The organism is Mycobacterium sp. IDUB_39 (genome assembly GCF_055419205.1).
Genome location: NZ_JBVAXF010000004.1, coordinates 245,476 through 258,360, shown reverse-complemented (window position 1 = coordinate 258,360; position 12,885 = coordinate 245,476). Strand labels below are relative to the sequence as shown.

Here is a 12,885-nt window from a genome sequence, read left to right as displayed (position 1 = left end):
CCGCTCAGCGAGGAGCACAGCCCATGTCGATCACCGAGCCTGTCAGCAAGTCCGTCACCCAGCCTGTGACCGAGTCGGTCGCGGTGTCGGTCACTGAGTCCGTCAACCGGGATGTGGCCGCCACGCAGCAGTACTTCGACAGTCCGCGCTTTGAGGGGATTACCCGCCTCTACACGGCCCGCCAGGTCGCCGAGCAGCGCGGCACGATCCCCATCGACTACACCGTCGCCCGGGAGACGGCGGCGGCGTTTCACGCCCGCCTGCGCGAACTCTTCTCCCAGCACAAGAGCATCACGACCTTCGGCCCGTACTCGCCAGGGCAGGCCGTCACGATCAAGCGCATGGGCATCGAGGGCATCTATCTCGGCGGGTGGGCGACCTCGGCCAAGGGGTCACTGAGCGAGGACCCCGGCCCCGACCTGGCCAGCTACCCGCTGAGCCAGGTGCCGGACGAGGCGGCCGGGCTGGTACGCGCGCTGCTCACCGCGGACCGCAATCAGCTGTACCTACGGCTGCGCATGACCGACGCTGAGCGCGCCGCGACCCCGGCAGTCGACTTCCGGCCGTTCATCATCGCCGACGCCGACACCGGCCACGGCGGAGATCCGCACGTCCGCAACCTGATCCGCCGATTCGTCGAGGTCGGCGTGCCGGGCTATCACATCGAGGACCAACGCCCCGGCACCAAGAAGTGCGGCCATCAGGGCGGCAAGGTGCTGGTGCCCTCCGACGAACAGATCAAGCGACTCAACACCGCCCGCTTCCAGCTCGACATCATGCGGGTGCCCGGCATCATCGTCGCGCGCACCGACGCAGAGGCGGCCAACCTGATCGACAGCCGTGCCGACGAACGCGACCAGCCGTTCGTCCTGGGTGTCACCAACCTGAGGATCCCGCCGTACAAGGCGTGCTTCCTGGCTCTGGTGCGCAGCTTCCACGACGCGGGTGTCACCGCCCTCAACGGCCACCTGCTCTACGCACTCCCCGACGACGAGTACGCCGCCGCCGACACGTGGCTCGAGCGACAGGGCATCAAGAAGGCCGTGGCCGAGGCCGCGTCCGGGTGGCAGGCCGACGGGGACCAGTCCGTCGACGATCTCTTCGACCGCGTCGAGTCACAGTTCGTCGAGGCCTGGCAGGAGGATGCCGGGCTGCAGACCTACGGCGAGGCCGTGGCGGAACTGCTCGAGTTCCGCGAGCGCGAGGGCGAACCGCAGGACATGAAGGCAGCGGACTGGCGCCTGTTCGCCAAGACCGCATCGCTGCACTCCGCGCGCGAGAGGGCACGGGAGCTGGGGGTTGACGCCCCGTGGGACTGCGAACGGTCCAAGACACCCGAGGGCTACTACCAGGTCCGCGGTGGCATCCCCTATGCGATCGCCAAATCACTTGCGGCAGCGCCGTTCGCCGACATCCTGTGGATGGAGACCAAGACCGCGGACCTCGAGGACGCGAAGCAGTTCGCCGACGCGATCCACAGCGTCTATCCCGACAAGATGCTGGCGTACAACCTGTCCCCCTCGTTCAACTGGGACACCACCGGCATGAGCGACGACCAGATGCGCGCCTTCCCCGAGGAGATCGGGAAGATGGGCTTCGTCTTCAACTTCATGACCTATGGCGGGCACCAGGTCGACGGCGTCGCCGCCGAGGAGTTCGCCAGCGCGCTACGCCAGGACGGCATGCTCGCCCTGGCCCGGCTGCAGCGCAAGATGCGGCTGGTCGAATCGCCCTACCGCACGCCGCAGACCCTGGTGGGCGGCCCGCGTAGCGACGCGGCGCTCGCCGCGTCGTCGGGGCGCACGGCGACCACCAAGTCGATGGGCAAGGGTTCGACTCAACATCAGCACCTGGTGCAGACCGAGGTGCCCAAGAAGCTGCTCGAGGAGTGGCTGGCGCTCTGGGGCGAGCACTACAACCTCGGCGAGTCCTTCCGCGTGCAGCTGCGGCCCCGGCGCGCGGGCGGGGAGGTGCTCGAACTCGGCATCTACGGCAAGCGCGACGAGGGCGAGGAACTGCTCGCCAATGTGCTGGTCGATCCCATCAAGGACCGGCACGGCCGCAGCATCCTGACGGTGCGCGACCAGAACACGTTCGCCGAGCAGTTGCGCCAGAAGCGCCTGATGACCCTGATCCATCTGTGGCTGATCCACCGGTTCAAGGCCGATGCCGTGTACTACGTCACTCCCACCGAGGACAACGTCTATCAAACGGAGAAGATGAAGTCGCACGGTATCTTCCGCGACGTTCATCAGGACGTCGGCGAGATCGTCGTCGCCGACGTGAATCACGACCGCATCGATGAGCTTCTCGCCCCCGATCGGGTGGCCCTGCAGCGCCTGATCCGCAAGGAGGACTAGCGGCCGGGGTCCTACGTGTTCAGGTGCCTATGCGTTCACGGACCGACGTAGGGAATCTGGTTGGCCAGGTTGTTGACGTTCAGCAGGTAGCAGTTGGTGCCGCCGAATCCCATCGCGCCAGCCGTGACGCAGCGCTGGAAAGTGCCGTCCTGCGCGATCGGTCCGTCACACGTGGTGCCACCGCCCCATGGGGTCCAGCCACCCTGACAGCCGGCGGTGGCGGGTGCCGCTCCGGTCACCGCGACACCTCCTGCGGTCAGAACACCGGCCATGACCAGCCCTGCCATGACCGCCACCCGGTGTCTATGCGGGATTGCGAGTTCAGGCTCCACCGCAACCTCCTCGAGGCGACGACGCAGACACTCTCAGGGTAGCGCCGATTCGGAATGCGAGGAAAGTGCTGATTTGCCCGCGGTCAGAACCCCCAGCGCTCGTCGCTAGGCAGCCAGGTCTCGAGTGTCATCGAGTTCTGCGGCGCACCAGCGGATTTCATCGTAGAGATTGACGCGGTTCGGATGTGATCCCCATCGCGTGAGGGCCACCCGGACTGCGGACATGAACGTCGCCGCGACCATTTGCACCCGTCGCGTGGAGACCTCGAGTCGAAGCCGTTCGGCGATCAGGTCAGCGAGCCGTCCCTCCAGGACCGCGAAATCCTGGAGAACTCGATAGGTCAGCGCGGGAACGTCCATGATGACCTTGGCGGCGGCCAGGAACTCCGCGTCACTGTCCAGATCCTCGGCAATCTGACTAGTCGCCAGCGCAGCCAAGTCCGCGTAGAGGTCCCGTGTTCCGCTGCCGGCGCGAAACAGCGCAATCGCCTCGGCGCTGAATGGCGGCATGCTGCCGATCTCGCCGACCAATTCCACTGCGGCACGATGAATCTCGGAGGAGGTCGCCGTTCGGGAACACTTCTGCTGACTGATCGTTGTTCTACCCATGAACAAATTGTTGCACAGACTGCAATAACTGCGGTATGTGCAGCGTCACACTTGGGCAACCCCGCGCTCAGCGCTCGGGGGCGGAGAAGAAGCCCTGCACCAAGCGGGCGGCGTGCTGCACGTGTGGCACCGGGCTGTCACTCTCGTCGGATTCGATGGTTGCCCAGCGGTCCATTCCCACCCGCACGACAGTGAGCGCGAGGGACGCGATCAGGACGGGAATGTCATCGTCGGGTTCCGCACCCGTCCGCTGCGCGACCAGGACCGCGAGCCTGCGCTGAAAGGCGTCGAACTCGGCGAGCACGGCCGAACTCACGGTCACACTGTGCAAAGCGACTGTGCGCAGGTCAGCCATCTGCTGTCGGCTGGGCGGGCTCTCCGCCAAGCCTGCACTGATCACGGCGATCGCGTCATCGAGGATCTCGGAGTGGCGGGTCCGCTCGGATGCAACGAAGTCGGCGGCCTGCTCCGCCGTGATATCCAGCGGCGCATGGACAATCGCGGATTCCTTGGTCGTGAAATAGTTGAAGAAGGTGCGCGGCGAGACACCCGCGGCATTCGCGATCTCCTCAACGGTCACATTGTCGAAGCCCCGCTTGCTGGCCAATTCCAGGGCAGCCCGATGGATCTCCAGACTCGTCTGGCGGCGGCGGCGCTCTCTCAAACCGACCGAATTCACCACATCCGACATCGTGACACATACCGCCCGAGATGATGCCGACCGGCCGCCTACGCGCTCTGTGACCGGAATCGCCGCAGCCGGAGGCTGTTCGTCACCACGAACACCGACGAGAACGCCATCGCGGCACCGGCCAGCATCGGGTTGAGCAGTCCGGCCGCCGCCAGTGGCAGGGCGGCCACGTTGTAGGCGAACGCCCAGAACAGGTTTCCCTTGATCGTGGCCAATGTTCTGCGCGAGAGCTGAATTGCGTCCGGCACGGCGCGTAGATCTGCGCGAACGAGCGTCAGGTCGCTCGCCTCGATGGCCACATCGGTACCCGATCCCATCGCCAGTCCGAGATCGGCTTGGGCCAGTGCCGCCGCGTCGTTGACGCCGTCGCCCACCATCGCGACCACCTTGCCCTGGGCCTGCAGATCTTTGATGGTGTCGACCTTGTCCCCGGGCAGTACGCCGGCGATGACCTCATCGATACCGACCTGGCGCGCGATCGTGGCTGCGGCGGCCTCGTTATCGCCGGTGAGCATGATCGGTGTCACGCCCAGTTTGCGCATTTGTCGAATCGCCTCTGCCGAGGTGGGTCTGACTGTGTCGGCCACCACCAGGACCGCGCGGGCCTTGCCGTCCCACGCGACCGCCACGGCCGTCTTGCCCTCACTTTCGGCCTGACGCATCGACGCCGTGAGGTCGGCGGGCAGCGGCACGGCCCAGTCGGCGAGCAGTCGCTCCCGACCGATCACGACGGCCTTACCGTCAACCACGCCCTGGGCGCCGAGTCCCTCGAGATTCGCGAAGTCCTCAACCGGCGGGAGGTCCTCGAACTTCTCACGGGCCGCTCGTGTGATCGCCTTGGCGATCGGGTGCTCAGAGGCGTCCTCCAGCGCGCCGGCGATTCGCAGCGCCTCGCTCGTCGGCGCCCCGTCGGCGGTGTGCACGTCGAGCAGCGTCATCGTGCCGGTGGTGATGGTGCCGGTCTTGTCCAGGACGATCGTGTCGATGCGCCGGGTGGACTCCAGCACCTCTGGTCCCTTGATCAGGATGCCCAGCTGGGCGCCGCGCCCGGTACCCACCATCAGAGCGGTCGGAGTGGCCAGCCCGAGTGCACACGGGCAGGCGATGATCAGCACCGCGACGGCCGCGGTGAACGCCGCCGCTACCGATCCCCCGGTGCCGATCCAAAATCCAAACGTTGCCACCGCCAGTGCGATCACCACGGGCACGAAGACGCCGGAGATTCGGTCGGCAAGCCGCTGGGCCTGTGCCTTGCCGCTCTGCGCGTCCTCCACCAGGCGAGCCATCTGGGCTAACTGGGTGTCCGAGCCGATCCTGGTGGCTTTCACCACCAGCCGGCCGCCCGCGTTGACCGTGGCACCGACCACGGGGTCGCCAGGGCCCACCTCGACCGGCACCGACTCACCGGTCAACATGGACTCGTCGACCGCCGAGTTGCCCTCGACCACAACGCCGTCGGTGGCGATCTTCTCGCCCGGGCGGCCCACGAACTCGTCGCCGACCACGAGCTGATCGATCGGAATCCGTTGTTCCACACCATCTCTGCGCACGGCGACGTCCTTGGCGCCCAGTTCGAGCAGTGCGCGCAGCGCGGCACCGGCACGACGCTTGGAGCGGGCCTCGAAGTAGCGGCCGGCCAGAATGAAGGTGGTGACACCGGCGGCGGCCTCGAGATAGATGTTGCCGCTACCGTCGGTGCGGGCGATCGTCAGCTCGAAGGAATGGGTCATCCCCGTCATCCCAGCGGTGCCCCAGAACAGGGCGTAGATCGACCAGCCCAGTGCTGCCAGCGTGCCCGTCGAGATCAGGGTGTCCATCGTCGCGGTGGCGTGTTTGAGATTCGCCCACGCCGCCTTGTGGAACGGCAGCGCACCCCACACCACGACCGGCGCCGCCAACGTCAGCGAGAGCCACTGCCAGTTGGGGAACTGCAGCGCGGGAATCATCGCCATGGCGATGACCGGCACGCTCAGCACCAGAGAGATCAGCAGCCGTTGGCGCAGTTCGCGGCTCGGGTCCTCGGCTGCGGCGGGGTCCTCGCCTGCGGCATTGGCGGGGTCGTCGTCGCCGGTATGCGCGGGCTTGGGCAGCGCTGCGGTGTATCCGGCCTGCTCGACGCTCGCCACCAGTTGCTCGGGTGACACATCACCGCGGTAGTCGACGTAGGCCTTCTCGGTCGAGTAGTTCACCGTGGCACTTACACCGGCGAGCTTGTTCAGCTTCTTCTCGATACGCGCCGCACAGGACGCGCACGTCATCCCGGCGATCTGCAGTTCGACGTGACCAGCCGTCGGTTCAGTGTCCGTGGAGGTCATGGCGTTCTCCATTCGGTGGGTGTGTGGGTCTGCGGGTCAGCCGACCGCCACGGCGAATACCACCGCCAGGCCAGCGATAAATCCGACGAACTTCTGCGCTGTGCTCATTGGCGTTTCCTCTGCGATTGGACGCGGTTCTCAGCTGGCAAGCTGATAGCCCGCCTCCTCGATGGCTTCCTTGACGGCCGCGGCGTCCAGTGGCACATCGGCCTTGATGACGACCTTTCCGCTGGCCAGGTCGACATCCACGGCCATGACGCCCGCGATATTGCCGATCTCCTCACGAACCGACGTTGCGCAGTGTCCGCAGGTCATTCCACTGACGGTGACGGTCTCGGTGTTCATCTCTGCCCTTTGTCTCGACTGTGTGCGTTCAGCTTCACTTCTACCATACCCCCCGAGGGTATAAATGTCGACCATTACGGCGGCGAGAGGCACGCACCGGACGGGCCCACCATAGGCGCTTTGCCCGGAGCAGTTTTCGACTGAATACTGCACGGAAACTCGCCAAGGAAACCGGGTGTGGACCTGTGTCAGCGATCACGCTCGTTATACCCTGCATGGGTATCTGGCACGGCGATCGGAGGAGTCAGCGATGTCCATCTCGCAGAAGGCAGCCCAGTGGGTTAGGCATCCCGCGGCGCGGTTTGTGATTCGGTGCGCCGTGATGTGCGCGCTCGAGCAATCGGGGCGCCGCCCGGTGTCGACCCCCTGCTGCCCAGAGCAAAGCTAGATCGAACCCAGCGGAGTCCGAGTGGTACACAACGCAACCGTCTATTGACTCGGTTCACCGCCTGGGCCTAGCTTCAGGTCATACACATGATCGTAGGTGTATGACCGACCTCGGGGGTCGGCACGAGTGAGGAGACAACCGTGTTCGATCTCAAAATCACCGGCGGCACCGTGGTCGACGGCACCGGCAGCGAGCGGTACCTCGCCGATATCGGCATCAAGGACGGCCGGATCGTCGAGGTGCACAGGCGCGGTGCAGGCGATGCCGGACTGGACGGCGATGCCACCGAAACGATCGACGCGACGGGCCGGATCGTCGCACCGGGGTTCGTCGACATCCACACCCACTACGACGGGCAGGTGAGCTGGGACAGCCTGCTCGAGCCGTCCAGCGGGCACGGCGTCACCACGGTCGTCACCGGCAATTGCGGTGTGGGCTTCGCACCGGTGCGACCGGGCAGCGAGGAATGGCTGATCAAGCTGATGGAGGGCGTCGAGGACATCCCGGGTACCGCGCTCACCGAGGGCATCTCGTGGGGCTGGGAGAGCTACCCCGACTATCTCGACGTCATCGGGCAACAGCAGTTCGCCGTCGACGTGGGCAGCCAGGTTGCCCACGGCGCGGTACGCGCCTACGCGATGGGAGATCGTGGGGCCCGCAATGAGGCCGCGACACCCGAGGACATCGCGGCAATGAGCCGATTGGTGCAGGAGGCGGTCGAGGCCGGCGCACTGGGGTTCTCCACGTCGCGCACCCTGGCCCATCGCGCGATGGACGGTGAACCCGTCCCCGGGACCTTCGCCGCCGAGGACGAACTGTTCGGGCTGGGTCGCGCCATGGCGGCCGGCGGTCAGGCGGTGTTCGAACTCGCCCCGCAGGGGGCTGCGGGCGAGGACATCGTCGCACCCAAGAAGGAGCTGGAGTGGATGCAGCGGCTGGGCGCCGAAATCGACCGCCCGGTGTCATTCGCGCTGATCCAGGTCGATGCCGACCCCAACCTGTGGCGGGAACAACTGGACATCTCGGCGGCCGCGCACCAGGCCGGCAGCCGACTGTATCCGCAGATCGCCGCGCGACCGTTCGGCATGCTGCTCGGTTTTCCCGGGCACCACGCGTTCACCCACCGCCCCACCTTCCGGCGATTGAAGGCCGAGTGCACGCTCGCGGAGCTTGCGGCCCGCCTTGCCGACCCGACCGTCAAGGCCGCCATCCTGTCCGAGGACGATCTGCCGCCCGACCCGGCTGTGCAGTTCGATGCGATGTTCGCCCTGGTGCAGCACTCGCTGCACCGGCTGTACGCCATGGGGGACCCACCCGACTACGAGCCGACGCCCGACCGCACCGTCGCGGCGATCGCGCGCGATCGGGGCGAGGACCCGCTCGCCACGCTTTATGACCTGATGCTCGAATCAGATGCCGGGTCCATGCTGATGCTGCCGTTCTTCAACTACGCCGACGGCAACCACGACGCCATCCGCGAGATGCTCACCCACCCGGCTGGGGTCTCGGGACTGTCCGACGGCGGCGCCCACTGCGGCATGATCTGCGATGCCTCCTACCCCACCTTCCTCCTCACGCACTGGGCCCGCGACCGGCACCGCGGCGAGAAGCTGCCCCTGGAATTCGTCATTCGCAAGCAGTGTCATGACACGGCCGAGCTGTTCGGCCTCACCGACCGCGGCACGATCGCGGTCGGCAAGAAGGCCGATATCAACGTCATCGACATGGAAGCGCTGACCCTGCACCCGCCGCGGATGGCCTACGACCTTCCGGCCGGGGGTCGACGGCTCATCCAGGGCGCCAGCGGCTACGTCGCCACCGTCGTCAGCGGGACGGTGACCCGCCGCCACGGTGTCGACACAGGTGCCCGCCCCGGCCGTTTGGTGCGCGGCGCGCGCTGATGCGGACCCGCGGGTGGGGCGGTGCGACGCCGGCGAGCGACGAGGAGGCCAGCGCGCGCATCCTGGCGGCCGCCAAATCCGCGATCGACACGCAAGGCATCGAGGTCAGCCTCGCCGACGTCGCGCGCGATCTCGGTGTGACGCGCCAGACCGTGTACCGGTACTACCCCAGCACCGAGGCACTGCTGGTGGCGGCGGCGATGGATTCGGCCAACGGATTCCTCGACGATCTCGCATGCCACCTGACCGGCATCACCGACCCTGCCGCAGCGATCGTCGAAGCCATGATCTTCACCCTCGATCTGCTCCAGCAGGACAAGTACATCCGACTGCTGCTCACGCCCGAACGCTCCGGAGCGTTCATTGCGTCGGTCACCTCCGATGCATCCCTCCAGCTCGGTAACTCGATGCTGCTGCGCTACGACGTCGACTGGCAGGCAGCAGGATTCGACGACGGCGACCTCCATGAGCTCAACGAACACGCGATGCGCATTCTGCAGTCGTTGATCGCCGACCCCGGGCGACCACCGCGCACCGACGACGCACTGCGGGGATACCTCCAGCGCTGGATTGGGGCGGCTGTCGAACACCGCATGTGTCGGCTCTGAACCGGTGAGGGTCGAGTGAAGATCTGCTCAAGACTTCACCGACAACGGGCGTCTGCGGCCGCCCCGCGCCGAGACCGGGCACGATGAAGACCATGGACGGCACATCAGCGCCACCGCCACGCGGAGCGCAGGGATACCGGGCGCTGGTAGTTGATGACGAGGCACCCCTGGCCGAGGTGGTGGCCAGCTATCTGGAGCGTGACCAGTTCGAGACGACCGTTGTCTTCAACGGTTCCGACGCCATCGCCGTGGCACGAGAGCTGGACCCCGACGTCGTCATCCTTGACCTCGGGCTCCCCGGCGTCGACGGGTTGGAGGTGTGTCGGCAGCTGCGCACCTTCTCCGATGCCTACGTGGTGATGCTGACCGCGCGCGACACCGAGATGGACACCATCGTGGGGCTCACTGTCGGTGCCGACGACTACGTCACCAAACCGTTCAGCCCGCGAGAACTGGTGGCGCGAATCAGGGCGATGCTGCGCCGGCCACGCGTAAAGAACCCCGCCGATGCCGCTGCTGTCGACGACAGGCCGCCCCCGCGGCAGTTCGGCCCACTCAGTATCGACGTTGCGGCACGGGACGTGACGATCGACGATGAACCGATCACGTTGACCCGCACCGAATTCGACATCCTCGAAGCACTGTCGGCCCGCCCTGGAGTGGTGTTGACGCGTCGCCAACTCCTTGAGACCGTCCGGGACGGGCCGTGGGTCGGTGACGACCACCTCATCGACGTCCACATCGGCCACCTCCGACGCAAACTGGGTGACGACGCCGCCCAGCCGCGCTACATCATCACGATCCGCGGCGTGGGCTACCGCATGGGATCCGGGCAATGACCCAAGCCACCCAACCCTCCCGCACGTCGAGGCGGCTATGGGTGCGGCCCGGCATCGGTTTGCGCCTCCTCTTCGCCCAAGCGCTGGTGCTGGCCGCTGGCGCGATGACCACCTTGATCCTCGCCGTAATCGTCGGTCCACCACTGTTTCGTGAACATCTGCACCGTGCCGGCGTTGCCGCCGACTCACTCGAGGAGGTACACGCAGAGGAGGCCTACCGATACGCCACCGTCCTGTCGGTTGGTGGCGCGCTGGCCGTCTCCGCGCTGACAGCGCTGGCGGTGAGTTGGTATGCCAGCCGGCGGCTGCAACGCTCCATCACTGAAGTCGCCTCCGCGGCCACCGCAGTCGCCGAGGGCCGATACGACATCCGGGTATCCACACCGCAGCTCGGTGACGACTTCGACGCGCTCGCACAGGCCTTCAACCAGATGGCCAGCCGACTTCAAACCGTCGACGCCACCCGTCGGCGACTGTTCGGCGATCTCGCCCACGAGATCCGCACACCGGTCTCGGTTCTCGAGGCGTACATGGAAGCTCTCGAGGACGGGGTGCGAACACTGACCCCGGACACCACCGCCATGCTGCGCGACCAGACCCGGCGCCTGGTGCGGTTCTCCGAGGACGTCGCCGCACTGGCTCAGGCCGAAGAGGGTGCCACCTCAATGGCATTCACGTCGATCGCTCTGCCCGATTCCATCAGCAGTGCGGTCGCCGCCGCTCAAGAGCGTTATGACGCCAAGGGCGTCGCCGTCACGACCGACGTCCCCGCTGGGCTCCCACCATTGTTCGGAGATCCGGAGCGACTCGCTCAAGTGCTGGGGAACCTGCTCGACAACGCGCTACGCCACACCTCGACCGGCGGGCGAGTTGGCTTGAGCGCCAAGGTGAACCGCGACAATCTGGTGCTGCAGGTGACCGATGACGGCGAAGGTATCGCCGCCGCGCACCTACCGCATCTGTTCGAACGGTTCTATCGCGCGGACATGGCCCGCGACCGCGAGCACGGCGGGGCGGGTATCGGTCTGGCCATCACGGCGGCACTCGTAGAAGCCCACGGTGGGCACATCACAGCCATGAGCGACGGCGTGGGCACCGGCGCCACCTTCACCATCGTCCTGCCGCTACGCGCACCGCAGGCCGCACGAGGGACACCGGCACCGGATCGCGCCACCGCCGGCACATTCCGAAGCCGGCGGTGACGCAGGATCCGACTACAGGGAGTCGACAATCCCCTGCATCGTGGTGATTTCACGCTGTTGTGTGTCGATGATCGAGCGGGCCAGCGCAACGGCCGCCGGATCCTGACCGCCGTCGACCTCCTGCTGCGCCATCGTGACCGCACCCTCGTGGTGCGCGATCATCTGAGTGAGGAACAGTCGGCTCGCCTCTGTCCCCTGGGCGGCCTCGAGTGCGGCCATGTCCTCAGCGGACATCATGCCGTGCCCGCTCATACCCGGCATATTGTGACCCGGCATACCCGGCATGTCACCGCCGGGCATGTCGTGACCCGGCATGCCCGGCATGCCCGGCATGCTGCTGGTCGGCATGTCGTGACGGGGCATGCCCGGCATACTGCTAGTCGGCATGTCGTGGCCCGGTGTCATTGCGGGAGTCGAGACACCCCACTGGCTCAGCCAACCCTGCAGCTGTTCGATCTCCGGGCCCTGAGCAGCCTTGATCTCGTTGGCCAGCGACACCACCCGCGGGTCGATGTCCTGCTTGCCCAGCAGCATGTCACTCATCTCAATCGCCTGCTGGTGGTGCGGGATCATGCCCTGCGCGAACGTCACGTCGGCGGCATTGTGGGCCTCGGCGCCGGCTGTCGGCGTTGACGTGGCCGTCACTGCGGGCGAGGTCTGCGACGCTTGCGTGTCGCCTCCCTCGCCGCTACAGGCACTGACCGTGAGCGCAGCCGCGGCCAGCGCCGCAATCGCTGCAATTCGCTTGTTGTACACGCGCGTTCCTCTCTCATTGAGCGACACTTAGGTCGTCTTGGTTTTCACCCTACGGAGATCAAATATGGGCCTGCTCGTCGTTCGATAAAGATTCAGTAAAGACGCGCGCAGCACTCCGAGGCCGGCGGCCGCGCACCTCGTCGCAGCAGGCGAATTCACACGCCGAGGAGTTGTCGACGGGGTTTTGAACTCTACCAGCGGACGTCAAACTCGAGTGTCCGCGATCTAGGTCATTGACATTCCGCATCTAGGTAAACGGTTGTGTACACGATCTTCTCGACGGTGCGGTCGCGACCATCGTTGCTCAACTCCGTGATCTTGCGTCCGGGTCGGATGGCACGGACGGTGCAATCCGCAAGTGCCGCATTGCCGACCTTGTTCACGATTACCGTGTAGCCCCTGTCTTGCAGCGAGGCGATGGTGTCGGCCGCTGATCCCGCCTCGTGCGGCGCTGCAGGTGCCGGCCCAGCTGCCGCGAGCGCTCCCCCGGCCACAATGGCCGCCGATATGACTGCCTTGATGATTGTTCTCATGCGCTT

The 12,885-nt window shown here is 66.3% G+C and carries 12 protein-coding genes; 5 read left to right on the top strand and 7 right to left on the bottom strand.

Translation table 11 applies throughout. The features are described 5' to 3' along the window. Positions 1-23: 23 nt before the first annotated feature. Positions 24-2,360, top strand: coding sequence for an isocitrate lyase ICL2 (aceA, locus tag ACZY0X_RS16555; protein ID WP_463771925.1), 2,337 nt, complete (start codon positions 24-26; stop codon positions 2,358-2,360). A gap of 35 nt (positions 2,361-2,395) precedes the next feature. Here aceA and ACZY0X_RS16550 read toward each other — a convergent pair whose 3' ends face one another. The 5 genes from ACZY0X_RS16550 to ACZY0X_RS16530 all read right to left on the bottom strand — a co-directional run bounded on the left by ACZY0X_RS16550 (position 2,396) and on the right by ACZY0X_RS16530 (position 6,652). Continuing rightward, on the bottom strand, positions 2,396-2,647 hold the full coding sequence (locus ACZY0X_RS16550) for a CDGP domain-containing protein (protein ID WP_463772466.1): 252 nt from the start codon (positions 2,645-2,647) through the stop codon (positions 2,396-2,398). Positions 2,648-2,797: 150 nt separating this feature from the next. Continuing rightward, a complete protein-coding gene (locus ACZY0X_RS16545; RefSeq protein ID WP_463771923.1) occupies positions 2,798-3,301 on the bottom strand; it encodes an acyl-CoA-like ligand-binding transcription factor in 504 nt (167 codons plus the stop codon). 67 nt (positions 3,302-3,368) lie between these two features. Next, a complete protein-coding gene (locus ACZY0X_RS16540) occupies positions 3,369-3,983 on the bottom strand; it encodes a TetR family transcriptional regulator (RefSeq protein ID WP_463771922.1) in 615 nt (204 codons plus the stop codon). A gap of 47 nt (positions 3,984-4,030) precedes the next feature. After that, positions 4,031-6,307, bottom strand: coding sequence for a heavy metal translocating P-type ATPase (locus tag ACZY0X_RS16535; RefSeq protein ID WP_463771920.1), 2,277 nt, complete (start codon positions 6,305-6,307; stop codon positions 4,031-4,033). 138 nt (positions 6,308-6,445) lie between these two features. Beyond that, complete coding sequence (locus ACZY0X_RS16530) at positions 6,446-6,652, bottom strand: heavy-metal-associated domain-containing protein (protein ID WP_463771918.1); 207 nt, start codon at positions 6,650-6,652, stop codon at positions 6,446-6,448. Positions 6,653-7,180: 528 nt separating this feature from the next. On the opposite strand from ACZY0X_RS16530, the gene ACZY0X_RS16525 reads away from it, so the two are divergent. The 4 genes from ACZY0X_RS16525 (at position 7,181) to ACZY0X_RS16510 (ending at position 11,590) form a co-directional block, all read left to right on the top strand. After that, complete coding sequence (locus tag ACZY0X_RS16525) at positions 7,181-8,941, top strand: N-acyl-D-amino-acid deacylase family protein (RefSeq protein WP_463771917.1); 1,761 nt, start codon at positions 7,181-7,183, stop codon at positions 8,939-8,941. Then, a complete protein-coding gene (locus ACZY0X_RS16520) occupies positions 8,941-9,549 on the top strand; it encodes a TetR/AcrR family transcriptional regulator (RefSeq protein WP_463771915.1) in 609 nt (202 codons plus the stop codon). The genes ACZY0X_RS16525 and ACZY0X_RS16520 overlap by 1 nt, the downstream gene beginning before the upstream one ends. Before the next feature lie 83 nt (positions 9,550-9,632). After that, entirely contained in the window at positions 9,633-10,388 is a 756-nt protein-coding gene (locus ACZY0X_RS16515) for a response regulator (RefSeq protein WP_463771914.1), read from the top strand. Further along, positions 10,385-11,590: a sensor histidine kinase gene (locus ACZY0X_RS16510; protein WP_463771912.1), complete on the top strand. Its 1,206-nt coding sequence runs from the start codon at positions 10,385-10,387 to the stop codon at positions 11,588-11,590. The genes ACZY0X_RS16515 and ACZY0X_RS16510 overlap by 4 nt, the downstream gene beginning before the upstream one ends. A gap of 12 nt (positions 11,591-11,602) precedes the next feature. Here the strand turns inward: ACZY0X_RS16510 and ACZY0X_RS16505 are convergent, their stop codons facing one another. Both ACZY0X_RS16505 and ACZY0X_RS16500 read right to left on the bottom strand, forming a co-directional pair. Further along, the gene (locus tag ACZY0X_RS16505; protein ID WP_463771910.1) at positions 11,603-12,346 is read right to left on the bottom strand and encodes a DUF305 domain-containing protein; all 744 of its coding nucleotides are present in this window, start codon (positions 12,344-12,346) and stop codon (positions 11,603-11,605) included. Between the two features lie 230 nt (positions 12,347-12,576). After that, positions 12,577-12,879 carry a hypothetical protein gene (locus tag ACZY0X_RS16500; RefSeq protein WP_463771908.1) on the bottom strand — a complete coding sequence of 101 codons (303 nt, stop codon included), beginning with the start codon at positions 12,877-12,879 and terminating at the stop codon, positions 12,577-12,579. Positions 12,880-12,885 lie beyond the last annotated feature (6 nt).

Bases quoted from the DNA above. Each gene is read 5' to 3' on its own strand.
- aceA (WP_463771925.1), top strand. From the start codon at position 24: ATGTCGATCACCGAGCCTGTCAGCAAGTCCGTCACCCAGCCTGTGACC.
- ACZY0X_RS16550 (WP_463772466.1), bottom strand. From the start codon at position 2,647: ATGGCAGGGCTGGTCATGGCCGGTGTTCTGACCGCAGGAGGTGTCGCG.
- ACZY0X_RS16545 (WP_463771923.1), bottom strand. From the start codon at position 3,301: ATGGGTAGAACAACGATCAGTCAGCAGAAGTGTTCCCGAACGGCGACC.
- ACZY0X_RS16535 (WP_463771920.1), bottom strand. From the start codon at position 6,307: ATGACCTCCACGGACACTGAACCGACGGCTGGTCACGTCGAACTGCAG.
- ACZY0X_RS16530 (WP_463771918.1), bottom strand. From the start codon at position 6,652: ATGAACACCGAGACCGTCACCGTCAGTGGAATGACCTGCGGACACTGC.
- ACZY0X_RS16520 (WP_463771915.1), top strand. From the start codon at position 8,941: ATGCGGACCCGCGGGTGGGGCGGTGCGACGCCGGCGAGCGACGAGGAG.
- ACZY0X_RS16515 (WP_463771914.1), top strand. From the start codon at position 9,633: ATGAAGACCATGGACGGCACATCAGCGCCACCGCCACGCGGAGCGCAG.
- ACZY0X_RS16510 (WP_463771912.1), top strand. From the start codon at position 10,385: ATGACCCAAGCCACCCAACCCTCCCGCACGTCGAGGCGGCTATGGGTG.
- ACZY0X_RS16500 (WP_463771908.1), bottom strand. From the start codon at position 12,879: ATGAGAACAATCATCAAGGCAGTCATATCGGCGGCCATTGTGGCCGGG.